Raw genomic sequence first — 24,772 nt, 5'->3', positions numbered from 1 at the left:
ATAAACGTTTATCCGAAGCGGTTTATTTAGAAAAGGAGGATTTATGAGAAAGAACATTAAGACCAAGGCATTATCTGCAGTGCTTACGGCAGCAATGTCCGTTTCAATGCTTACAGCCTGTGGCGGTGCGGCTACTCCCGCAAACACAGATGCCGGCACTGACACTCAGACAGAAGCTCCTGCACAGACAACAGATGCGCAGACTGATACTGCTACTGAGGTTGCTGCTGACCCTGTTGAGGTAACAGGCTATCAGGAAGCACCTATGCTTGCAGAGCAGGTATCAAGCGGCAAACTTCCTGCAGTTGCAGACAGACTTCCAGGCACCAGCGATGTATTCGTTGAGACACTTGATGCAACAGGCAAGCCCATTGAGATCGGTAACTACGGCGGCGTTATCAATCTTACAGGCGCAGGCGGTGGCTGGGGCCTTTCAAGACCTACACTGGAGTCTATTATCAGATATAACACAGATGGATCTTATTATCCCAACGTTATCAAGTCCTTTGAGCACAACGATGACTTCACAGAGTGGGTATTCCACTTAAGAGAAGGCATGAAGTGGTCAGACGGTGAGGACTTTAACGCAGACGATATCACATTCTGGTACTACATGTGCCATCTTACCAACTACGACGGCAAGAAGAGCTGGGCAGCTCTTAAAGAGACCGTTGATGGTGAGGATGCATGGGCTAAGCTTACTAAGAACGATGATTACACAGTAACCTGGACCTTTGTAAATCCTAAATATCCCGCAGACTTCATCGAGAACGGTGACTTCAAGTGGTGCTGGGCTCCCGAGCATTATCTCCATGATCTCATTCCCGACACAGAGGAAATTCCTTATGTAGAGAATGAATATTATGAGTCCACAGGACTTTCCGAGGAAGATGTCCTTGCAAATGCTCAGAAGAAGAACATCGATGCAGCTACAGTTAAGGATCTTGGTAAGGCTGTATCCTATAACTTCTGGAATACATCAGGACTTCCTACACTTAACTCCTTTGTACTTTCAACAGTACCCGGCAACAGCTCCAAGGACGACACACTGTGCATCATGGATCGCAACCCTTACTTCTGGAAGGTTGATGCAATGGGCAATCAGCTTCCTTATGTAGATGCACTTCACTTTAACACAACCTCCGAGGATGGACAGGATCTTCTTATGTTCCGTTCAGGAGAGATCGATATCATCACCATTGCAATGCAGGATATTGCAGCAACCCTTGCTGATCTTGGAGATCAGGCTTCACTTCGTGAGTGGGGAACCACTGACTGGGGTGCTTACCAGATCACCTTTAACTACACAAACACAGACAAGAACTATGCAGAGCTTTTTGCTAACAAGGACTTCAGAGAGGCAATGTCCATCTGCGTAGACAGATCACAGGTATCTGAGCTTCTTACAGACGGATTCCTTGAGCCCGGCCAGGCAGCTCCTGCTGAGGGCAACGTTGGCTACAGCGAAGAGTGGTCTAAGAAGTGGACAGAGTATGATGTAGATAAGGCTAAATCATTGCTTGAGGGCTGCGGCCTTGTAATGGGATCAGATGGCTTCTACGATTTCGCAGACGGCTCAGATCTCATGATCACCTTCCTTGCATACGACGGTGGCGCAGATGATTCTTATCCTGTATTCGAGCAGTACTACAAGGCCGTAGGTATCAACTGTGCACTTAAGGATCTTGAGGTATCAGCATTCGATACACAGATCGATAACAACGACTGGATTGCAGTTATGGGACCTCACACACCAATCGGCGGCGCATCACTTAAGGACAGAGCAGCACCGTTCGTTCCTATCGCACAGGCAGCTGAGTGGTATGGTGAGTACGGCACATATTACAGCACAAACGGCGCACAGGGCGTTGAGCCTACAGGCGATATGGTCAAGCTCGTTGAGCTCTATGACAAGTGGCGTCTGACTCCCGATGAGGCAGAGAGAGATAAGTATCAGGAAGAGATCTTCAAGATCCATGAAGAGAATCTCTGGTCAATCGGTTATCTTAAGGCTGAGAATTCTTACGAGCTTATCAGCAACAAGATTAAGAACTATGCTGACAACCTTGTATGGGCTGACTGCTATCAGTACGCTAACATGGCACATTACGAAGTAATGTTCAAGGCAGAGTAAAATTTTTTCCGGATTCGGATCAATCAAGTAATAAGTTGGGGGCGTGAAGTAAGTTCCACGTCCCCATTTAAATGAGAAGGGAAGATTTCAATGGGAGAGGCGATAAAGAATTTTTTCAAGAAGGACCTTGTTCAGTACATCGTTAAGCGTGTGCTGATGTTTATCCCTACTTTGATACTGATTTCTATATTGGTTTTCTTTGTTATTCAGCTGCCACCCGGGGATTACGTGTCAGCTCACATTGCAGCACTTGCAACTGAAGGAGAACTTGTAGATGCGGATTACGCCGCATCAATGCGTGCGGACTATGGTCTGGATCTGCCTGTCTGGCAGCAGTATCTTAAGTGGGTCAAAGATATCATTTGGACACCTACGGATTCCGCATACTACAGACTGTACCATTCACATCATAACTGGAAATACTCTTTTGCCTATGGTCGTGATGTCTGGAGCGTTGTTAATGACAGGCTCGGACTTACCATAGGAGTAACAGCGATAATCATGCTGTTCCAATATCTTGTTTCTATTCCAATTGCGGTATATGCCAGCACCCATCAGTATTCCGTGGGAGATTACATATCTGCCATCATCGGATTTTTGGGAACGGCCATACCGAACTTTATTCTGGCTATTGTGCTGATGTACATTTCCTATAAATGGACAGGCAATGCCAACGTTGGTCTGTTTACACAGGAAATGCTGCAAAACGGCATTCACTTATACAATTTCGGTGATTTCTTAAAGAGAATGATCATCCCCATCATAGTAATCGGTACCAGCGGAACCTGCGGTATCATCCGTTCCGTTCGTGCCCAGATGCTTGATGAAGTTGCCCAGCAGTACACACTTACAGCAAGAGCTAAGGGCGTATCTGAGGGAAAAATAATTATGAAGTACTGCTTCAGAGCAGCCATCAACCCTACAGTATCAGGTCTTGGCGGAGTTCTCTCAAGCCTGTTCTCAGGTTCAACTGTTACTGCTCTCGTACTTAACATGCAGATTCAGGGCCCTGTTCTGTACAAGGCTCTTCAGTCCCAGGACATGTATCTTGCGGGCGCCATCGTTATGATCCAGGCTGTACTGGTTGTTATCGGTGTTCTTTTCTCCGATATCGCACTGGCATTCCTTGATCCAAGAATCCGTTACTCAGGAGGTGGAAGATAATGGCAAAAAAGAAAAAGACAAAAGAAGATTATTATCTTGCCTCCCAGTGGACACTGATGGCAAGAAAGCTTAGAAGACATAAGCTTGCAAGAGTATCCCTTTTTATACTGGCAATTCTGTATCTTGGAGCGCTGTTTGCAGACTTTTTGGCACCCTATTCTCTGGATGAGTTCGACGGACTCTACAGAAATTCAGCTCCAACCGCTATCTATACAATATTTGAGGGCGAGCATGTAGGTCCTCACGTATACAAGCTTGATAAAGCAATCGACAAAAAGACCTTTGAAGTTCAGCTTGAGCCGGACCTTTCCGAGTATTACAAGATCGAATGGTTCGTTCACGGCTGCGAATACAAAATCCTGGGACTTATCCCCTGTGACCTGCATCTCTTCGGAGTGGGGCAGGGATCCAACGGAGGTACGGGAGCCAAAGTATTCCTCTTTGGTGCGGACTCCCTTGGGCGAGACATATTCTCAAGAGTCCTGCTGGGAGCAAGGATATCACTGTCGATTCCCTTCGCCAGCGCCATCATCAGTTTTTTCCTTGGCGTAGCGATCGGATCCATATCAGGATACTTCGGCGGAGTTATCGATATCGTGATCCAGCGTATCATCGAGGTTATCGGAGCAGTTCCCCAGATTCCTCTCTGGATGGCACTTTCAGCAGCTATCCCTGCGGGAATCTCAACAATTAAGATGTATTTCTACATGACCATTATCCTGTCCTTCATCAACTGGACCGGAATGGCAAGAGTAGTTCGTGGCAAAATGCTTTCCTTAAAAAATGAGGACTATGTTATGGCGGCAAGGCTGTCAGGTGTATCCACCTGGAGCATTATCTGGAAGCACCTGGTACCCGGCTTTATGAGTTACCTTATCGTATCTCTTACACTGGGAATTCCCGGATCCATCGTAGGTGAGACATCAATGTCCTACCTTGGCCTGGGTATCAAGTCACCTGCCACCAGCTGGGGCGTACTTCTTCAGGAAGCAAGCTCAGTTACTGACGTAGCGGCTAACCCCCACAAACTGATTCCAATTATTTTCGTAACAATTACGGTTCTTGCGTTTAACTTCCTCGGAGACGGAATGAGAGACGCGGCAGATCCTTACAAGTAATCAGGAGGGATTTATGGAAAAAGACAACATTATAGAAGTAAAGGACCTCCATGTTGATATCAAGATGCTGGACGGAACCCTTACTCCCGTAAGAGGAGTTAATTTCGAGATAAAAAGAGGCGAAACACTGGGCCTTGTAGGCGAGTCCGGTTGCGGTAAGTCAATCACCTGTAAGTCAATTCTGGCCATCAACGACCGCAAGTGCATCCCCAGCGGACAGATCATGTTCAGAAACGAGGATGACACCGAGGTGGATATCCTTAAGATGGACCCCAAGGGAAAAGAGATCAGAAACGTCCGCGGCAAGCAGATCTCCATGATCTTCCAGGAGCCCATGGTAGCTTTTTCTCCTATGTACACCATAGGAAACCAGATTAACGAATGTACACTTCTTCATATCACCAAGGATAAGAAGAAGGCAAAAGAGATATCATTAGAGGTTATGAGAAAGGTTGGTATCGCCAATGTTGAAAAGCGTTACAACCAGTATCCTCATGAGTTCTCCGGCGGTATGTTGCAGAGAGCCCTGATCGCTATGGCTCTTGTATGTAACCCCAAGCTTCTGATTGCGGATGAGCCCACAACAGCTCTCGATGTTACAATCCAGGCACAGATCCTGGAGCTTATGAAGGAGCTTCAGAAAGAATTCAACATGGCAATCCTGTTCATCACCCACGACCTGGGCGTTGTTGCAAGAATGTGCGACAGAGTTGCCGTTATGTACCTTGGAAAGGTTGTTGAGACCGGTGATTCCAAGACAATTTATGCCAATCCACAGCATCCTTACACAAGGGGACTTATCGGATCTGTTCACAAGATTGGCGGTAAGAAGGAGGACAGACTCTTCTCAATCGAGGGTACTGTGCCTCTTGCCATGAATCTTCCTGAGCAGTGCGGATTCTATGACAGATGTGATGCCAGAATAGAGGGCCTTTGTGATAAGGCTGAGCCTGAGCTTGTTGAGATCGAGCCCGGACACAAGATTGCCTGCTTTGCCTGCAACAACCCTGCCTGTGCAGCCCACAGAGCTGAGGTAGAGGCAAGAATCAAGGCTAAGGAAGGAGGAAATTAACGTGGAGAATAATGCAATACTTGAAGTAAAAAATGTTCACAAGCGTTTTACCTCCAAGAATGTAGTAGTTAAGGCTGTTACCGATGTCTCTTTTTCCGTTGAGAAAGGACAGACCATCGGTATCGTAGGTGAGTCGGGCTGTGGCAAGACAACCCTGGGCCGCTGCATCGTAAGAGCCTATGAGGCTTCCGAGGGCGAGGTTTACTATAGAACCGAGGCCGGTGAGGAAGTTGACTTTTTAAAGATCGATAAAAAGAAAATGAAGGAGATCCGCAAGGAGATCCAGATGATCTTCCAGGATCCATATTCTTCACTGGATCCCCGAATGACTGTACTTGATATTATCAAGGAACCCCTGAAGGCAAACTATCCCAAGATGTCCAAGGCAGAGATGGATAAAAAGGCAACAGAGATGGCCGTTAAGGTCGGACTTAACCCATCATATCTTATGAGATATCCACATGCTTTCTCCGGTGGTCAGAGACAGCGTATCGGAATCGCAAGGGCGCTGGTTCTTAATCCCAGGATCATTGTGTGTGATGAGGCGGTTTCGGCTCTGGACGTGTCCATTCAGGCCCAGGTAATCAACCTGTTAAAAGACCTTCAGAAGGAATTCGGTCTTACGTATTTGTTCATTTCCCACGATCTGTCGGTGGTTGAGCACATTTCCGACAGAGTTGGTGTTATGTACCTTGGTAAGATGGTGGAATACGGAGAGACAGAGCAGATATTTGCTCATCCCAAGCACCCTTACACTGAGGCGCTGATGTCTGCTGTGCCGGTTGCTGATCCCACCTTCCGGCAGGAGAGAATTCCCCTTAAGGGCGAGATTCCCAATCCCGCCAATCCGCCCAGCGGCTGCTATTTCCACACCCGCTGTAGGTATTGCCGGCAGAAATGTAAAGAAGTCGCACCTGAATATAAGGAGATTGAGCCCGGACACTTCGTGGCTTGCCACTATGCTAAGGAGCTTAATCTGCGCGGATTTGAATACACTGAATAAGACCTTAACCTGAGACTTTATCAAAGCCGCTTTCTATTATGGGAGGCGGCTTCTGTGTATCGGAAGGATCGCAGTTCGTGAAAAATCTGCGTTGGCCCAAATCTACAAGAGATAAGGAAGGGAGATATGGAAGAGAGAGAATATGTACTGCGTCATGCCCCAATTATATATATGGACGAAAAGGAACCTTTCAGTATAAAGAGGGTGGGGTATGAGGTGTATGAAGAGGATGGCGCTGTCAGCAGATCCTTCAATCGCAAGTTTGATTTTTTGAACTACAAAGGGGCGGTTAAGGTTATCGAATACGCTTATTATTTGGACTATGACATTCAGCATCTCTACGACCTTGAGCATATCTGGATATATCTGGATGAAAAGGATAACCTGGTGGGAGCGGAAGGCAGCTACCATGGCAGGTTTCTCAGAGCTACGCTGCCGGAATTTACCAGTGTGTACAAGAAGGATGAGATGGATGAGGAATATCTTGTACATGATGGAACGATGGCGAGGGTGATATATCCTGACGGCAGCAGGCTCATCATGTACTCTCAGCCGGGAAAGCATGCGATGCTGGCTAGTCCCAGGCTCATGCATCTTTATCCGGAACTATTCGAAGCCTGCACAAGGCTTGCGGGAATCAGTGGACTGGATGCGCCTGAGGAATATCTTAAGGACATTCATATCACTGAGGAAGAGAACAGGAAGGTTGTAGAGTATATAAAAGAGAATTTTGTGTTTGAACCCTCAATGAGATTCGAGGAAAACGAGATAAAGCATGAGGATTATATCCCTTTAGCGGAGCTTAAGAGGGAGATCCCGGGGTATATAAAGAAACAGCTGGAGGACATTGAGGTTACGCCAAGAAGCATGAATACAAGACAGTGTATTGTTAGAGAAGACTAAGATCAGAAGACTATAAGCAGGATATCATATTCAGATACTTAGACAGGAGACTAGATGCCGGATTACATTACAAGAATAAGTGGTCTTATAGAGAAAAAGAATGCCCTTGGAAAGCAGATTTTTTCTGATGTTATGCCTATTGATAAGGTCATGACAAAGGAAGGAATAAGGTTTACCGAGATTCCCTACGACAGTAGAGAGACCATATTTGAGGAGCCAAAGGACTGGGAGGAATTTAAGGCGGGAGGCGCTTGGGGTAAGCCTGATACCCACTTTTGCTTTAAGCTTAAGGTCCGGATCCCGGAGATATATCGGGGAAAAGAGGTGCTTTTTTTCCTGTCCACCGGAGCTGATGATATCTGGAATACGGATAACCCTCAGATGCTTCTATACATAGATGGCATAAGGCGCTGCGGCATGGATATGAACCACAACAGCGTTGTCATCTATGAAAAAGAGGATTGGGAAAAGGGTCGTGACAGGGCTGTTGATATTGGAATCTATGCCTATTCCAACCTGGCAGAAAATGAGAATCTCCTGAATATGGAGCTGGCAGCCGGAAATGAGGCGGTGACCAGGGCCTATTTTGACGTACTGGTACTGCTGGAGGCGGCGGAGGCGCTTCTTGGTATCAGGAAAGAAGAGGAACTTCCGGAGGCGTTTTCGGCTGAAGTTCTTGAAGAAAAGATAGATGACCGATTTAGATTTTCCAAGAAGGAAATATTGGATGAGCTGATAGCAGGTCTTGAAGAAGCTTTTCGAATTCTTGGAATGGCCGGGGCTTTTGACGAGGCAGTGATAACAGAGAAGACTGATATCTTAGATGAGCTGGCGATCAAGGCCTCGGAGTATCTAAGGAAGAACCTCTACGGCAGAGATTATCTTCCTGTGACGGTGGCAAGTACCGGTCATACCCATATCGACGTGGCCTGGAAGTGGGAGCTTTGCCAGACCCGTGAAAAGGCCATCAGGAGCTACGCCACAGTGATGGAGCTGATGAAGCGATACCCCGAGTACCGTTTCATGATGAGTACTCCCCAGCTCTATGAATATATCAGAGAGGATGAGCCTGAGCTGTTTGAAGAGATTAAGGAGAAGGTGAAGGAGGGCAGGTTTGAGCCAGAGGGAGCCATGTGGCTTGAGGCGGATTGTAACCTGACTTCAGGGGAATCGCTGGTTCGACAGATACTTTACGGAAAACGGTATTTTAAAGGAGCCTTTGGAATAGACAGCGATATCCTGTGGCTTCCTGATGTTTTCGGATACAGTGCTGCAATGCCTCAGATTCTTAAAAAGAGCGGAGTCAGAGCCTTTGTCACCACCAAGCTTGCCTGGAATGATACAAATAGACTTCCCCATGACTTTTTTTACTGGGAAGGAATTGATGGGACTAAGATTCCCACCTATCTCATAACAACCTGTGACTATCCCCTGGCGGACAAGGCCATGAAGACCGGCGGCCTTCTGGAGTACACCTACAACGGAAGACAGAACCCGTCGCAGATCCTTGGAACTTACAGGGCTTTCAGGGAAAAAGAGCTGACCGATGAGCTTCTTACTGTTTACGGGTTTGGAGACGGCGGAGGCGGCCCCACCTGGGAGATGCTGGAGATGGACAGGCGCCTTGAAATGGGAGTGCCCGGGTGCCCGAGAACAGAGCTCAAAAGTGTTACAGCCTTTTTTGATGATCTTCTGAAAAAGCTTAAGAAGCCTGAGAAAATTCCTAAGATATCCGGAGAGCTTTACCTCGAATACCATCGGGGAACCTACACCTCCATGGCAAAAAACAAGCGCTACAACAGGCAGCTGGAGTATCTGCTTAAGGAGGCTGAGCTTATTTGCAGCTACGGACTTTTGGCAGGAAGGATCAGATATCCTGAGAACGACCTCTATGAGATATGGAAGGTTCTGATGCTCAATCAGTTCCATGACATTCTGCCGGGTTCCTCTATAAAAGGAGTCTATGAGGATTCCTGGGAACAGTATGAGGATGCCATCAGCGATTGCAAGGGAATTATCCGCTTTGCCTACGAGCAGGCGACAGGCTTTGACTGCGAATTTGACGAGGATTTTGACGAGGATTATGAGGCGGACTTTGAGGCTGATGCTGAAGATGGGCCTGTGGAAGCCCTTAAGCAGGGGCAGAAAACTGAACTGGAGACGCCTTTTTATAAAGTTGTTTTTGATGAGAACGGAGAAATCGAGTCTCTGTTTGATAAAGAGCTTGGCAGGGAGATCAGGGATCTGTCCCAGCCGCCCCTCAACAGGCTGATGGCCTTTGAGGATAAGCCCAAGGATTATGATGCCTGGAACATAGATGCGGATTTTGAAAAGACCAGCTGGAACATCACGGATCTTCAGTATATTGAGCTGCCGGAGGTTCCGAAGGAGGACGCTGAGGATTTTGATGTGGCTGCCTATGTAAATATTGAAAGGAACTTCAGAAAATCCGTTATTGGTCAGAACATCATTTTTTACAAGCATTCAAAGCGAATTGATTTCGAGACCGATGTTGACTGGCATGAGCACCAGACCCTTCTCAAGGCCGCATTCCCGGTGGAAGTGGAGGCTTCCAATCTGGACTGCGATATCCAATTTGGCAATCTTCGAAGGAAGATAAAGAGAGATACCAGCATAGAAAAAGCGAAATTTGAGTGCTGTGCCCACCGTTGGATAGATATGACGGCGGACACCGGTGAATATGGAGTCGCCATCCTGAATGACTGCAAGTATGGCTATGATGCAAAAGAGAAGCTCATGAGACTAACCCTTATCAAATCAGGTATCTTCCCTAATCCGGATGCGGACCAGGGAGTGCATCTTTTCACATATTCGCTGCTTCCACACAGAGGCGATTTCAGGGAAGGCCTTGTTATAGAGCAGGCAGAAGAGCTTAACGCAGAGAGTATTGGATTTTTACCTTTCCTGCAGGAGAGTATGGCCAAGGATCTGGCAAAGCTCCGGGAGGGCATCATAGACCTGGGTGATGAGAAAGGTGTCTATGTAAGCGCCATCAAGAAGGCAGAGGATACCGGCGCCATCATCATCCGCCTATACGAAGCCCACGGCCGTAGCCATGAAGTGAAGGCACAGCTCTTTAAGGATTTTGAAAAGGTGGAGATTCGTAACGTCCGGGCCTGCAACCTACTGGAAAAAACAAGCCGGGTAGAGCAGGACTTTGACAGGAACACCGGAATACTATCTTTTGCTATAGCACCCTATGAGATCAAGACCTACAGCATTACCTTCTGGTGACAGGCACTTCACCCCGCGAAAGTGACAGGCACTTTAGCAGATGAAAGTGACAGGCACTAAGCAAAAAATGCAATATTTAGGTGAACATAACATAAAAACCGCGTAGATAATGCCGTAATTTGACCCTAAAATGGGATTAAAAGTGGAGGAATCATGAGTAAGGAAACCAAATTTTTATCCATCGCAATAGGACTTTTGCAGGGACAGCTACGGGAAAAAGGGCAGTCCGATCCTATTGTGGATGGGATGGATGCCGAGAGGCTTGTAAACTTCATAAGATATGCCAAGGTAGTATGCCCCGGCGGCAAGGCAAGGACCAATGAGGTTGACTATCCTGCCCCCAATAAAAGGAACAGATTTCACCGAAACGGAATCCCTGAGAATTGCACAGAGCTTGGAGATGTGTTCATAGAGACCACCTGTAAAGGACTGGGAACACCTGCCCAGGTCAAATTCTTCAAACTTCTTGAGGGAGAAAACTTCGAGAATTTCGACAGGGTTAACGGCAAGATAACCATGATAAGGGATATCACCGGCTTTGACGGAACGCTCCACAGATATCTGCCGGAAGGCTGCTATTTCATCGAAGTATCCAAGGGCAGTGAATATGAGATCATCACAGACTCTATCGAGGTGAAAAAAGAAACCCTTGAGAAGAGATACTATGAGCTAAACCGCTTCATAGACCTTGAAAAAATGGGATGGATAGCCGGAGACAACCATCATCACAGCATATATTCCAGCCCCGCCTTTGGCGGAGATGATGACGTTGTTGAATCCCCGCAGGATATCGCCAATTCCATGATGGCCATGGGCCTTGGCTACGGAGCCCTGTCAGACCACCACAATATCCTTGGTCACAAGGCATGGCAGGCTTTAAAAAGAGAGGACTTCCTTCCCGTAATATCCAAAGAGATCTCCACCTCCAACGGCCACGTAATGGCTATGGGAGTTGACACAGATGTTATCTACAACATACCGGAGCAGAAGGACAGAACCGATGAGTACCTGCGCTCCGAGTTTGTAAGGATTACAAATATCATCAAGGACAAGGGCGGCCTTGCTCAGATCAATCACCCAAGAGATCTGCAGAGAGCAATCTCCTGGAATCCTGCATTTAACGATATGCTGGACATCTTCGAGACCATGGAGATATGGAACGGCTCCAATCCCATGTTACCGGGAAGTACCAACGATCTGGCAAGAAACCTGTGGCATGAGTGCATGAAGAAGGGCCTTTTCCTTCCTGCCACCACCGGAAGCGATACCCACAACATCTGCGCCGATGATTATCATGTTCTGTATGATGAGATCCTTGATACAAGAGACCTGATACAGCTAAACACGCAGGAACTCTCAAGTAAATATCCCGAAGAGGTCAAGGTATACACGCTGATCTGCGAGAGCCTCCTTCCAATATTGGAAAAATGGGCTGAGACCAACCTTACCAGCGGCGGCGTCAGAACCTATGTGAATATAGGAATAGGCAGTGAACATGGCAAAGCACGGACTCCGCAGAAGGTCATGGACGCCCTTCGCTGCGGCCACAGTTTTTTGACCAACGGACCTATTCTTCTTACAACAGTTAATGGTAAGCGCCCCGGAGAAAAACTTGGGGATGAAGATAAAGAAGATAACAAACTTGATATAAGAATTAAGCTATATTCCAACAGACCCTTGAGCAAGCTTCAGATCTGCACCGAGAACGGAGTAGTTAAAGAGATCATTCTCAAGGCAACCGAGGAAAACGGCCATTACGATTACAGCTGCAGTCTTACAGAGAATCCCCTGGAATATCCCCACGACCACTACATTTACTTTGTGGCCATGGATGATTGCACCAATATGGGCATCACCAATCCGGTGTGCGTGTAAAACATAAGCGCCATCAGTTATCACAAAGGATTATTTGTTAAGCACCGCAGACTGGCGATATTCCCTCGGGGACGAGCCGCTGATCCTGTTGAAGATGCGGTTGAACTGAGAAAAGGATGCAAAGCCGCAGTCCGAAGCAATCGCAGAGATCTTGTCATTGGTGGAGACCAGCCTGTACTGGGCATTCTTGATCCTGGTCAGCTGAATGTAGTTGGAAATATTGAAACCCGTAACCTGCTTGAACTCACGAGATAAATAGCTGGGGCTGATAAAAAAGCGCTCAGACAAAGAAGCGAGAGAAATATCATCCTTATAATTGGCATGAATAAAGGAGGAAATCTCGTACATCTTCTGTTCTATGGAGTTGTAGGCCTGATCATTGGTATAGATATTTTTACCCGAGAGCTCGTAGAGCCCGTACAAAAACTCCTGGAACTTGTTGTGGATGTAGAATTCATCCGCTGCATTGCCGTAGTAGTCATGATTTTTGGAAAAACTAAAAAGGTCATTCAGGATATCAATCAGGCGCTGCCTGTCCTCCAGCTCAAGGCGGAGAATCGGAACCTCAGTATGGAAGGGCTTAAGGATCTCCTTGTAGGCCTCGGCGGTTTCCGGCTTGTCCAGCGGATACATGAAATCGATGATGACACGCTTACTTGGCTCACCCTTGTAATATACGGATTTGTGCATAACGGAAGGGGCCAGCAGAACCATATCGCCCATATGAATATTGTAGGGAGTACCCTCAATGAGATGGGTTGCATTTGGGGCAAGAAGCAGCATGACCTCGTAGTAGGGGTGGAGATGCTGGAATTCCATGTTGATGGAATAGTCCCTTTTATCATAATCAATGTAATAAAAAATATTGTTGGCTATGTTGTTGATGATTATATAGTGGTTGTCTTCGTAGTAGACACTGTCATTGATCAGCATTGGTTCACCATAAACGAAATTTGAATAATTAGTTTCACAGTAAAAGTATAAAGGAAATAGAAAGAGGTAGCAAATGAAAGTCGAGAGAGAAAAAATCCTGAAGACCCTGGAGGTACTGGCAGACAGTTTTCAGAAATTCCTGTACGAGGATGATGAGAAATTTCTTGAAAACATGAAGACCAAGAGCCTTGCCGGGGACGATATCTCCAGATATCAGCACTGGGAGTGGACCCAGGGCGTGGGACTTTACGGCCTTTTGCAGATGTATGAGGAGACCGGAAACAGGAGCTATCTTGAGACTCTGGAAAAATATTATGAGAAGGAGGTAGGCCTTGGGCTTCCCGCCAAGAATATCAACACAGTGGCGCCCATGCTGACATTGTCTTTCCTTCTTAAGAATTCTGATAACCCGGTGTACAGGGGCGTATGCCATGAGTGGGCTGTTGCCATAATGAACGACTTTGCCAGAACTCAGGAAGGGGGACTGCAGCATCGTACCTCCGACAGCGAGAACACAGAAGAGCTCTGGGATGACACCCTGTTCATGACGGTAATGTTCCTTGCCAGCATGGCAGAAATTGAGGATAACGACGAATGGAGACAGGAGGCAAGATACCAGTTCCTTCTTCATATCAAATATCTGTGCGACAGAAAGACCGGCCTTTTGTTCCACGGCTGGACCTTCCTTGAGCATTGCAACTTCGCTGAGGCCCTCTGGGGAAGAGGAAACAGCTGGTTCACCATCGCAGTTCCTGAATACTTCTCAGTTACAGAAGTTAAGGGGGCTGACAGACGTTTCATCACTGAGGCCCTTAAGGCCCAGGCGGAGGCCCTCGCCAAATACCAGGATGAGAGCGGAATGTGGCACACCCTTGTGGATGATCCCACTTCCTATGTTGAGACTAGTGCCACCTGCGGATTTGCTTACGGAATACTGAAGGCAGTGAGAATGGGACTTATCGATGAGAAGTATAAGGAAGTCGGATTGAAGGCTTTGGAGCCTGTGCTTAACTACATCGATCCCGACGGAACGGTGAATCAGGTGTCCTATGGAACGCCTATGGGTAGGATTACCAAGGACTTCTATAAAGAGATTGAGATCAAGCCCATGCCCTACGGACAGGCCATGGCGATGCTATTCTTGATGGAAGTGTTGAAGGCGTGAGTTGGTGGGCGGTTGCGAGTCAATGGGGACGGTTGTGAGTCAATGGGGACGGTTCTCTGTGACTCACGAAGCGAGTCACAGAGAACCGTCCCCATTGACTCACAACCGTCCAGGAGCACATAAGAGGTAAGTATGTACAGAATAGGAATAGATGTAGGCGGAACCAACATCGCCATGGGCGTGGTGGACTCCGAATTACACATAATAAAAAAGAATTCCATAAAGACCAAAGAAGCATCTGAACCGGAGGCCATGATCGCCGCCATTGCACAGGGCGTAAAAGACCTCATGGCTAAAGCCCGGATCACCGAATCCGAGATAGAATCCATCGGCGTCGGTGTCCCCGGAACCGCAGAGCTTGACACAGGCCGCATCCTCTATGCCAATAACCTCGGCTTTGAGGAAGTTCCTTTTTTGCCAAAGCTAAGAACAGCTCTTGGAGAGCCCCTGGGCAGCAGGACCTTTTTTGACAACGATGCCAATGCTGCGGCCATCGGCGAGTACGTGGCGGGAAAATACAACGTTCCCGTATTTGTCATGGTTACTCTGGGCACCGGAATCGGCGGCGGAATCATCATTGGTGGCAAGGTTCTACGAGGCCTTAACTATGCGGCAGCAGAATTTGGCCATATGTCCATTAACATTGACGGCTGTGACTGTAACTGCGGAAGAAAAGGTTGTTTTGAGGACTACGCTTCAGCAACAGCCCTCACAGAGATGGCTAAGGAAGCGGGAATGCCTGAATATACCGATGGCGAGAGCTTTTTTGCCGCAGTAAAAGATGGAGATGAAACAGCGAATAAAGTTCTGGATGAGTTTGTCTACTACTTATCCGAAGGACTTACCAATCTTATAAATATTCTTCAGCCCGATGTGCTGGTCCTTAGCGGCGGAATCACAAGGGCAGCGGACCTCTTCCTTGATAAGGTAAGGGAGAGAGTATACAGAGATGTTTATTCAAGGAGCAGTGCCAAGAATACTGAGATCCGCATAGCAAGCGGCATTCCGGATGCAGGGGATGTAGGCATCATCGGAGCTGCACTGATCTCAGAGTAAATATCAGAAGCATGAACAAGCAAGAATTTCTGATACGAGCATACATAATTAACATTAAGTGATGTCAGATAAGACAGGAAGGGTATCGATGAAGAATCATTATCAGATAATCTTAACAGACACAGAGGAGCTGGTGTACGAATCCATGCGGGTTCAGATCATGGATGAGAACGACGAGAACTACGGCGCCTTCATGGATCAGGACCACATCCTTGATGCCAAGTACACAATTTACAGAACCGCATCAATGATAGCAGTGTATTGCAACGAGGACAGCTCTTTTCATGAGGACGAAGCGCTCTTTAAGCGCATAATGGCAGGACTTCGCTTTGCAAGGATGATGCAGCACGACAGCGGACTTTTTGACTATGTGACCTGTAATTTTTCCTCAGCGCCGGACACAGCTTTTTGCATAAAAAAGATAATGCCGCATTTCTTCTATCTGAAGGATATCAAGGCCGCTAAGAGAACGGATAAAGAGGATCAGATATTCACTGCTCTTAACGAGATCATAAGAGACGCCGCAAAAGGCATTATGACAGGGGGATTCCATACTCCCAACCACAGATGGGCCATAGCCTCAACTCTTATGGAGTGCTCCAAGATCTACGACAGCAAGGAAATGGCCGATTGCGCAAACAGATATCTGGCAGAGGGCATCGACTGCAACGAAGACGGAGAGTATGCGGAGAAATCAGCCGGAAACTACAACCGCGTCAACAACGATGCCATGATAACCCTGGCTGAGGCCACAGGCGATAAGTCCTACGAGGATCACGTTATCAGAAACCTCCACATGATGCTGCACTACTGGGAGCCCGACGGATCTATTTTTACCGCCAACTCCACCCGTTTTGACAAGGACAGACTGTCCTATCCTACAGATTATTACACAGAGTATGTGCTGATGGCGCAGCGCCATGACATCCCTGAATTCTATGATATGGCCAACACCATCATAGACATTTGTTTAAAAAAGAATCTTCACACCCCGGACTGCCTCATTTTCTTCATGTGGCATCCTGAGTGGAAAAACATAGAACATGAGGGCCTGTACGGCAATCCCGACTACAAGGTCTTTTACCAAAACTCCGGTATCTCAAGAAACAGAACAGGAAGATACACCTACACAGTGATGAGTGGCAAGTCCAATTTCCTCTATTTCCACAACGGAACCATCAAGGTGGAGATGAAGGTTGCGGGGAGCTTTTGCGAGCACAGAGCCTTCAAGGCTGAGAAGATGGTTCAGGAGGGAGAGACACTGCACCTGTCCCAGACCATGCACGGTTGGTATTACCTGCCCTGGAGCCCTGATAAGATCCCTGAGACCAACGACTGGTGGCAGATGGACAATGCAGCCCGCGATAAGAAGATGGGCCCCGACATGGATATCGACGTCTGGGTTAGGGAGAGCAAGGACAACGACGGAATCGACATAAGAGTTAAGACCAGCGGCGTAGAAGGCGCTCCCTGGAGAATCGAGCTCTCCGTTACAGGTGCAACCTTCCTTGAGAACGGACACCTTGCCACAGCTCTTGTGGGCGGAGAAGCCATCACTGTCAAGGATGAGATGGTTGAACTGTCAAACAGTAAGGACACACTCACCATCGGACCTGCCTTTGGAACCCATAGATTCATGGAGGGCAAGGAGGATTCGGAGCTACGAAACGGCGGAGCTTCAACAATTTATTTTACCGACTACACAGGCTTTGACCATATCATATCTATCAGAAATGAGAGGAGCAGGTTCTAGGGAATGAAACACACAGACGTGCGTGATAAAAGAAAAAACGGAGTAGCTTTGGTCAAGGAGTTTACCACGCCTTCTAAGATTGTCACCGGAAGGGGAGCACTTACCAAGGCGCCCGGATATATGGATGGTTTTGGCCAAAAAGCCCTCATCATCAGCGATCAGATAATGGTCAAAATGGGGAAAGTCAGAATCATCACCGATGCGCTGTCCAAAAAGGGAATAGGCTATACTATATTCCACGATTTTCTTGAAGACCCTACAGAAGCTAAGGCGAAAGCAGCTTATGAGGTCTATAAAAAAGAAGGCTGCGACTTTCTCATCGGTATCGGCACAGGAGCCGCCCTTGATCTGATGAAGGCAGTAGCTGTTCTTGACGGCTGCGGCGGAGAACTTGCGGATCACGTGGGAGAAGAGATAACAGGTATCAGGACCAAAATGGCTGCAATCCCTACTGCTTCGGGGACAGGCGCAGAGGCTACAGCTTTTACATATATTACAGCTGCCGATGCCACAGAGCCGATCTTCCTTAGGGGACAGGAGTTAATGCCGGATGTTGCCATCATAGATCCTGAGCTTACTACCACTTTGCCCGTCAAGGCTACGGCTGTTTTCGGGCTTAACGCACTGATTCTGGCAATAGAGGCTTATATATCTAAGAATTCACAGCCTATTACCGATACACTGGCACTTTCTGCAATCAGGAGGATATTCCGCTATCTTCCGCTTGCTTATCATGACGGAGAAAATGAGGTTGCCAGAAACCAGATGTCAATTGCAGCGCTGGAGGCCGGAGTAGCCTATAACAGCACAGGAGCTGCCCTTATCAGCGCAATGAGTAGACCTGTTACAGGAATCTTTCATGTGCCAATGGGAATGGCTGAAGCGATGCTGGCGCATCTATGCCTTGAATATGTCAAGGACGGAGCTAAGGACAGATTCGCAGAGATGGCAAGAGCCACAGGAGCAGCCACGGAAGGCGATAATGACGATGGGGCAGCAGAGCTCTTTTTGTCCCAGATAAAAAAGATCTGCAGAGTCTGCCAGATTCCAACAGCCGCGGAATCTGGAATTTCGAAGGACGACTTTTTTGCCAAGATAGATGAGATGGCAGAGATTGCAGTAAAAAGCGGAGGGCCTGCCAACACAATACGAGAGCCTGATTCAGAAGTGCTGAAGAATCTATATATGAAATTATATGAGTGAGTGTGGACGGTTGCGAGTCACATCTCAACCATAGAATTTCGGAGGTAACAATGAAAATATATCGAGCGCATGACTACAAGGATATGAGCAGAAAGGCGGCCAACATCATCTCCGCCCAGATCATCATGAAACCCACCTGCGTACTGGGCCTGGCCACAGGCTCATCCCCCATAGGAATCTATGAGCAGCTGGTGGATTGGTACCGCAAGGACGATCTGGACTTCTCCAGAGTTAAGACCGTGAACCTCGACGAATACAGAGGCCTGTCCGCAGACAACGATCAGAGCTATCGCTACTTCATGGACAAATACCTCTTTTCCAAGGTAAATATCAAAAATAAGAATATCCACATCCCCGATGGAAGCAACGAAGATGCGGAGGATGAATGCCGCAAATATGAGGAACTGATTGACAGCATGAACGGCATCGATCTGCAGCTCCTGGGCCTTGGCCCCAACGGCCACATCGGCTTCAACGAGCCCGCAGACTGCTTTACAAGAAGAACGCACCTCGTAGACCTTACAGAGAGCACCATCGAAGCCAACAAGCGCTTTTTCGAGGATGCCTCACAGGTTCCGCGCCAGGCTTACACCATGGGCATCGGCACCATCATGAAGGCCAGGAAGATCCTGATGGTGGTGGAGGGTGAGAAAAAGGCTGAGATACTTAAGAAGGCCCTCACCGAAGAAGTAACACCCTGGGTGCCTGCGTCAATATTGCAGCTCCATCCTGATTTCACGCTGGTTGCTGACGATGCAGCGCTGAGTTTGATGAACATATAGTCGTACAAGCAATTTAAGAAAAACACATAGTCGTATACCAAATTAAGATATGATCATTTGATTGCAATAGCGTGAATATGGTGTTATCATTTCATTAACACATTAAAAATGATCAAGATACTTCAATGGGAGCGGCATGGGGATAAATAACTTATGGTAACTGACCATAGATTTCTAAATTAGGAAGTCTATGGTTTTTTATATACAAAAATAGACAAATGATGGGGGACGTGTATATGAAAAAGAGGTTCTTGACGAGAGAGATGAATACAGCAAGGAATATCTGTTAAGCGATGGCTCAAGAGCTGTATTTTATTATGCTGAACCTGTGCACTATGAAGATGTGGATGGTTCCTGGAAAGAGATTGATAATAGCCTTAGTGTAACCAAAGAGGGCTACGAGATGCAGATAATGCATCTTAGTGTTGATGGAGAAGAAATAGTAACTACACCAACGCATCCGTTCTATGTAAAAGATAAAGGCTTTATTAACGCAGGGAATCTTAAAGTCGGAGAAATCTTGGTTGATTCGGAAGGCAATGAATTGCATCTAAGGATTAAACGATGGGAACAGTTGCAGTATGTGGTGCCGGTTTATAATTTTGCAGTTGAGGATTATCATACATATTTTGTGGGATATGAAAAAGTTTTTGTGCATAATATGTGCTCTTTGGATTCTGCAAAAGTCTATTTCAAGAAAAGCGATATAAAAATGGTTGATGATGCTGCTCGACAGGTTGGAGTGGACAGGGATTTATTCAGAACTTATATTCACGAATTAAAGCATTCTCTTAGTATGAAAGCGAGTCAGAATTTTACATATCAGCAGCTGTTAGAACTAGCAGAAGAAATGTTGGAGAATTAATGAAGGAGGTATTGATGATAAGTGGAGATATTGTATTTAAAATAGTTGACAATGTCGAAATAAAGGTTGATACAATTAATGGCATTGATCCTACAAAATTGGTGAAAAGAGGAGAAATAAAGAAATTTGGACGTGAATCTAAAAATCTGTGGAGTCATGTGGAACATTTCAATAATAATAATGAGTTTGAATTGCATTTTTTAGAAATGTTAACAAAATTATGTGAGAATCCTGAGAATGTTCATCAGCTAATGGAAACGTATGAATATGTAGGGATTACAATTTATATTAGATCAGATTATGGACAAATAGGATGGGAGTTTTCGCCTGAAATGATTTCTATGATAGCAGCCTTGGGGTGTGAAGTGTCTATTGATATATTATCTGGTGGAATGGTATTGGATAATTAGATTATTATTCTCAGCTTAAAAATATAATTGAATTTTGAAGTTGACTTATTCAAAAAATATCAATATTTGACTAATAATGCTAATAAGATAAGTTATGTACCAGGAACCAATGCTTTTCATGGGAAAGACTGTGAACTTCGACGATTACATAGGGCTGTCAAAAGATGATGCGCATTGAGCCTGATTATTGTGCAATTCAAGGAAACGACTTAATGGAATTCAACATAAGAATAGAGCCCGAAGAGACCAGAACCAACTTGCCCGGGGCGCTGGCTTTCAATATGCTAAAAAAGTGGCTCGATAAAAACGGTATTACATACAAAATACTGTCTCTCAGAGATACTCGATGATTGGGAGCATGGTTGCACCTATCTTGGACGAGACATAATTGACTATGTAGTGTGCGTGGATTCCCATATGAACAGCGAAGATCTTACACAGGTAGCGGAAAAGATGCATTACATGACTGAAAAAGAAATTTGAGTGTTATTTTGCCATTTTAGTGGTATTATAGTTCCGAGAATTTGTTTATAATTTCTTTAGATTTTGTTCAGAAATTAATTAGAGGTACATGATGGAAACAATAACACTTTACGAGAATTTATCCGTAGTTCTTGGCGTTCTCGGATTTATATTCCTTTTAGCTGCAGTATTTTTATTCTTTTTCCTGGATGTAGGTCACTACATCGCAGTACTAACCGGTTCAGAAGCCAAAAAGGGTGTCGGAATGATCAGACAGGCCGCTACAGCCGGACAGGTTCAGGCAGATGTACAGATGATGCGATCAACCGGCGCCGTAATTTCCTGGAACAATACTTCAGGATCGCTCAACATGCAGCCCGTAAGAAATACCGGCCGCATGATGCCGGGTATGAACCCGCAAGGCAACAATAACATGACAGTCCTTATGACTGACAGCAGTGACGAGACACAACTTTTGATGGAATAAAGAGAGGTCTTACAGATCTCTCTTTTTTTTTTGGATGTTATTCGTCCGATTTCAAGTGTCATTCGTCAGAAAAGAGGCACAAGCAAAAGTTTTTTTGGTATATATAATTGGTCAATTTTATGAAATGAGGTATTCATAATGCCGGAGGACAATCGCCAGCAACTTATGGCAGTCTCGAAGAGGCTGTTAGAAATATTGGCGGCAATGGAGGCAATTCGGAAGGCATCATAGTAACAGGAGTATCTGATAAGAATGATACCGCTACAGGTGTCGGACATAAGTCAGATGCGGATCCAAGTCTCAATGATCCAAGAAAGTATATAGAATCTAGAATGTGATCATATAAAAGGAATAATACAATGGCAAATAAATTAAAACAGCTTATAATTCTAGCTACAATAATTCCAATGCTACTTATGGTGGGTTGCACTTCGAACGTAGACAGGGAGGCGCAAAATAACGAAGAGGAAACGTATCCTGAGAGAACGCGTGATACTGTCTATGTTAATCAGTTCGGGGTCAATGACGATTCAAGTAACCTTTTTTGCTATGATGTATCGCTTGATGACAGGATGCATATTTCATTGCAGACCTATAATTTAACTACCGGTGAAATAAATGAAGTGTTTAAAGTTGATGATCTGGAAAAAGAACATATTACAAAGATAAAGCGTAGCGGTGAAGTAGTGTCGTTTCAGGTTGATGGCGATAATTTAATGACTTATTATGAGTACAATTTACTGACGGGAACTATTGAGAAAATAAAAGAGGAATCACCGATAATAAACGATAATCCTCTGGTTTCGGAAGCCACTGTGGACGCAGGTGAATACGGCTTAATTACGTTTAAAAAGGCTTTTAAAGATAATGCCTTCAGTTATTCGTTTGATGGAGAAAACTATATCGAAATCCCGGATTTTGCAGATAAGGATTTTCATACTTCGGGAGTGTTCAGCAGTGACCTTACTTATGCCGATGGAAAAGTATATGGGGTTTTCAGAGCAGTACATGGAAAAATTGCTATTTCAGATCCTATTTTTCAAACTTGCGGGGGCGTAATTAAAGAAGTATTTTTCTCCTTTGATCCTTCGACCTGCGAATTTGTGAAGCTCTACGAGACAGCAAATGGTTATTCCAGAATTGTAGGCTACTGCGATGGCGGTATCTATGTCTACAAAAACGGCAATCTTTCCAAAGTTAATCTTGCCTCCAAAGAATTAGAAAGCATCTGTGATATTGATGTTAAAGATGTAACTTTCAGCTGTATCGGAGATAAGCTGATAATACTTGACCAAAAGAAAGAAGAAGTAATAAAAGTTGTAGATATGAAGTAAGGCTGTGTCACATCTATAGTCTCTAATAATAACAGTGATGTTCTCGCAAAATTCGCTGGAAAATGCACTATATGACTGAAGAATTATTGGAATAAAGATTGACATTACACAGCTTAGATTTCCTGAGGGAAGGATGGACCGCGAGGCGGAGGGCACAGGCAGCGTAGGGATAGAAATATTCGCCTGTGATGGAGCGTATAGATTTATGAAATGCCATGTAATCTAAGCGAAGGAGCGGTGAATATTTCTATCCCTACGCTGCCTGTGCCCTCCGCCTCCGGGTCCAACCCCCCGAAATCTAAGCGTCCGGGTATCCAAACATTTACAGCTCTTCAGCGCGGACTATTACGGGGCGGGAGCAGCTTACTTCCAGGTTGCCGTTTCGCTGGCGGATCTCATCCATCATGGCCTTGGTGCTGGCTTTCTGACGAAGTGAGATTTTGTAGGTCAGCTTGTACAGGCTTCCCATGCCGGAAGTTTTTACTTCTTCAAGATCCGCTTTTGTCGTAAATCTTTCAAATATATCATCAAAAACTCCTTCAAAATCAAGGCTTTCGGGGATTGTGATCTTAAGGGTCTTTTCCTCGGAAGCTTTATTATTGAGGGAAAGACTGGAGAGAATCAGATTGGCAACAGTGATGATCACTGCAAATATCGCTGCAATACCAATGTAACCCATTCCTGTAGCAAGACCAACGGCCATAGCAAGGAAGATGCTGGTTATCTCTTTGCCGGAACCGGGGGCGGATCGGAACCTTACCAGCGAGAAGGCTCCCGCTACTGCGATGCCGGCTCCTATGTTGCCGTTTACAAGCATTATTACTACCTGAACAATTGCAGGAAGAAGTGCCAGTGTTACGATGTAGCTCTTGGAGTAATTATTTTTTAGCGTATACATAAATGCTATAAAACAGCCGATGAGAATTGAGCATATAGTTGCTGTTACAAAACCGGCCCCTGTGATCGTGCCGCTTTCCATTATGCTTCCGAAAATAAAATCTGTAGTCATTGTATATTTACCGTATCCTTTCTTTTAACTTAAGTTCACACAGCCCTGGGAAATGCTGCGATCTTGTTCTCAGGTTCAGTGGTGGCAGCAGTGCTGCTATACATGTAGTCCAAGTACCCTCTGCCATATTTGGAAAAACTGGTCTGTCTGATATTAAGTTCATCCAGTATCCTTGCAATTTCCATGGACATCGCCCCTGCGATCTTGAGCTCCATCAGGTGCTGCCCGGGAAGAAGAAGGTCTTTTCCCACGTTTCCTTTAGTCAGTGAGAGGTCTGTGGTTCGCCATCTGATGTTTGTGTCAAAGGTGATGCGAAGTTCAGGATCTTCTATTCCGGCCATTGCTATGCGGTCATAGGAGATTGCCATGGCGGGCCGGATTCCTTTGTAATACTGTAGAAAATAGTCGATCTCCTTAGAAATCTGGCTTTCTTGGGCAGGTTTTTGACCTTCCGTAAGATAAGCCATGGCCTCTTTGTAGGGCATATTGATCCTTCTTTTGTAGACTATGCCTTTGTATTTTTTCTTGATCTCGATAAAAGCGTTGGTATTATCCGATGCAACTTTGTAGGTGCGAAGCCTTAGCTTTTCTTTGTAGACGGGCTTTTCCAGAGAGCGCTCAATGAGCCTATAGTCAGGAGTGTCAAAGTAGATATTGAGGATTGAGGTCTCGCCGTAGCTGTCGATGGCTGCGATGGGCTCTAGCCTCTTCATAAGCTCTCTGTACTGCATCTCGTCCAGAAGATATTTGGTCTCTATTCGTTCAAAAACTTCTTTAAATCCTGTCATG

The 24,772-nt window shown here is 45.9% G+C and carries 20 protein-coding genes; 17 read left to right on the top strand and 3 right to left on the bottom strand.

The features are described from left to right. Nucleotides 1-43 precede the first annotated feature (43 nt). The 8 genes from G588_RS0106795 to G588_RS0106760 all read left to right on the top strand — a co-directional run bounded on the left by G588_RS0106795 (nt 44) and on the right by G588_RS0106760 (nt 12,524). Nucleotides 44-2,134 carry an ABC transporter substrate-binding protein gene (locus tag G588_RS0106795; RefSeq protein WP_022778011.1) on the top strand — a complete coding sequence of 697 codons (2,091 nt, stop codon included), beginning with the start codon at nt 44-46 and terminating at the stop codon, nt 2,132-2,134. Nucleotides 2,135-2,224: 90 nt separating this feature from the next. After that, entirely contained in the window at nt 2,225-3,298 is a 1,074-nt protein-coding gene (locus G588_RS0106790; protein ID WP_022778010.1) for an ABC transporter permease, read from the top strand. Further along, entirely contained in the window at nt 3,298-4,416 is a 1,119-nt protein-coding gene (locus G588_RS0106785) for an ABC transporter permease (protein WP_022778009.1), read from the top strand. The genes G588_RS0106790 and G588_RS0106785 overlap by 1 nt, the downstream gene beginning before the upstream one ends. A 13-nt stretch (nt 4,417-4,429) precedes the next feature. After that, nucleotides 4,430-5,488: an ABC transporter ATP-binding protein gene (locus tag G588_RS19470; RefSeq protein ID WP_022778008.1), complete on the top strand. Its 1,059-nt coding sequence runs from the start codon at nt 4,430-4,432 to the stop codon at nt 5,486-5,488. A gap of 1 nt (nt 5,489) precedes the next feature. Continuing rightward, a complete protein-coding gene (locus G588_RS0106775) occupies nt 5,490-6,491 on the top strand; it encodes an ABC transporter ATP-binding protein (protein WP_022778007.1) in 1,002 nt (333 codons plus the stop codon). Between the two features lie 171 nt (nt 6,492-6,662). After that, nucleotides 6,663-7,394: a hypothetical protein gene (locus G588_RS21380; RefSeq protein ID WP_196804957.1), complete on the top strand. Its 732-nt coding sequence runs from the start codon at nt 6,663-6,665 to the stop codon at nt 7,392-7,394. A 54-nt stretch (nt 7,395-7,448) separates the two neighbouring features. After that, complete coding sequence (locus G588_RS0106765) at nt 7,449-10,649, top strand: alpha-mannosidase (RefSeq protein WP_022778005.1); 3,201 nt, start codon at nt 7,449-7,451, stop codon at nt 10,647-10,649. Between the two features lie 153 nt (nt 10,650-10,802). Continuing rightward, entirely contained in the window at nt 10,803-12,524 is a 1,722-nt protein-coding gene (locus G588_RS0106760; RefSeq protein WP_022778004.1) for a CehA/McbA family metallohydrolase, read from the top strand. Between the two features lie 30 nt (nt 12,525-12,554). On the opposite strand, the gene G588_RS0106755 is transcribed toward G588_RS0106760, so the two are convergent. Then, entirely contained in the window at nt 12,555-13,457 is a 903-nt protein-coding gene (locus G588_RS0106755) for a helix-turn-helix domain-containing protein (RefSeq protein ID WP_022778003.1), read from the bottom strand. Between the two features lie 73 nt (nt 13,458-13,530). Here G588_RS0106755 and bglB point away from each other — a divergent pair, with 73 nt between their 5' ends. The 9 genes from bglB to G588_RS0106700 all read left to right on the top strand — a co-directional run bounded on the left by bglB (nt 13,531) and on the right by G588_RS0106700 (nt 22,974). Next, a complete protein-coding gene (gene bglB, locus G588_RS0106750) occupies nt 13,531-14,622 on the top strand; it encodes a beta-galactosidase BglB (protein WP_022778002.1) in 1,092 nt (363 codons plus the stop codon). Between the two features lie 132 nt (nt 14,623-14,754). Further along, nucleotides 14,755-15,678, top strand: a complete 924-nt coding sequence (locus G588_RS0106745; RefSeq protein WP_022778001.1) for an ROK family protein — start codon at nt 14,755-14,757, stop codon at nt 15,676-15,678. Between the two features lie 88 nt (nt 15,679-15,766). Then, entirely contained in the window at nt 15,767-17,431 is a 1,665-nt protein-coding gene (locus tag G588_RS0106740; protein ID WP_022778000.1) for a hypothetical protein, read from the top strand. Between the two features lie 3 nt (nt 17,432-17,434). Next, the gene (locus G588_RS0106735; protein ID WP_022777999.1) at nt 17,435-18,634 is read left to right on the top strand and encodes an iron-containing alcohol dehydrogenase; all 1,200 of its coding nucleotides are present in this window, start codon (nt 17,435-17,437) and stop codon (nt 18,632-18,634) included. A 50-nt stretch (nt 18,635-18,684) separates the two neighbouring features. Next, nucleotides 18,685-19,416: a glucosamine-6-phosphate deaminase gene (nagB, locus tag G588_RS0106730; protein ID WP_022777998.1), complete on the top strand. Its 732-nt coding sequence runs from the start codon at nt 18,685-18,687 to the stop codon at nt 19,414-19,416. Nucleotides 19,417-19,744: 328 nt separating this feature from the next. Then, on the top strand, nt 19,745-20,281 hold the full coding sequence (locus G588_RS21375; protein WP_196804956.1) for a polymorphic toxin-type HINT domain-containing protein: 537 nt from the start codon (nt 19,745-19,747) through the stop codon (nt 20,279-20,281). Then, on the top strand, nt 20,281-20,691 hold the full coding sequence (locus tag G588_RS0106720) for a DUF4279 domain-containing protein (protein ID WP_022777996.1): 411 nt from the start codon (nt 20,281-20,283) through the stop codon (nt 20,689-20,691). The genes G588_RS21375 and G588_RS0106720 overlap by 1 nt, the downstream gene beginning before the upstream one ends. A 574-nt stretch (nt 20,692-21,265) precedes the next feature. Continuing rightward, entirely contained in the window at nt 21,266-21,640 is a 375-nt protein-coding gene (locus G588_RS0106710; RefSeq protein WP_022777994.1) for a hypothetical protein, read from the top strand. 359 nt (nt 21,641-21,999) lie between these two features. Next, entirely contained in the window at nt 22,000-22,974 is a 975-nt protein-coding gene (locus G588_RS0106700) for a hypothetical protein (RefSeq protein WP_022777992.1), read from the top strand. A 322-nt stretch (nt 22,975-23,296) separates the two neighbouring features. Here G588_RS0106700 and G588_RS0106695 read toward each other — a convergent pair whose 3' ends face one another. Next, the gene (locus G588_RS0106695; RefSeq protein ID WP_022777991.1) at nt 23,297-23,983 is read right to left on the bottom strand and encodes a DUF4956 domain-containing protein; all 687 of its coding nucleotides are present in this window, start codon (nt 23,981-23,983) and stop codon (nt 23,297-23,299) included. 35 nt (nt 23,984-24,018) lie between these two features. Beyond that, a complete protein-coding gene (locus G588_RS0106690) occupies nt 24,019-24,771 on the bottom strand; it encodes a polyphosphate polymerase domain-containing protein (RefSeq protein WP_022777990.1) in 753 nt (250 codons plus the stop codon). Nucleotide 24,772: the final 1 nt, after the last annotated feature.

It is taken from the genome of Butyrivibrio sp. AE3009, assembly GCF_000420845.1.
Lineage (GTDB): Bacteria > Bacillota > Clostridia > Lachnospirales > Lachnospiraceae > Butyrivibrio.
The sequence above is the reverse complement of the archived record's forward strand: the minus strand, read 5'-3'. Positions and strand labels throughout refer to the sequence as shown.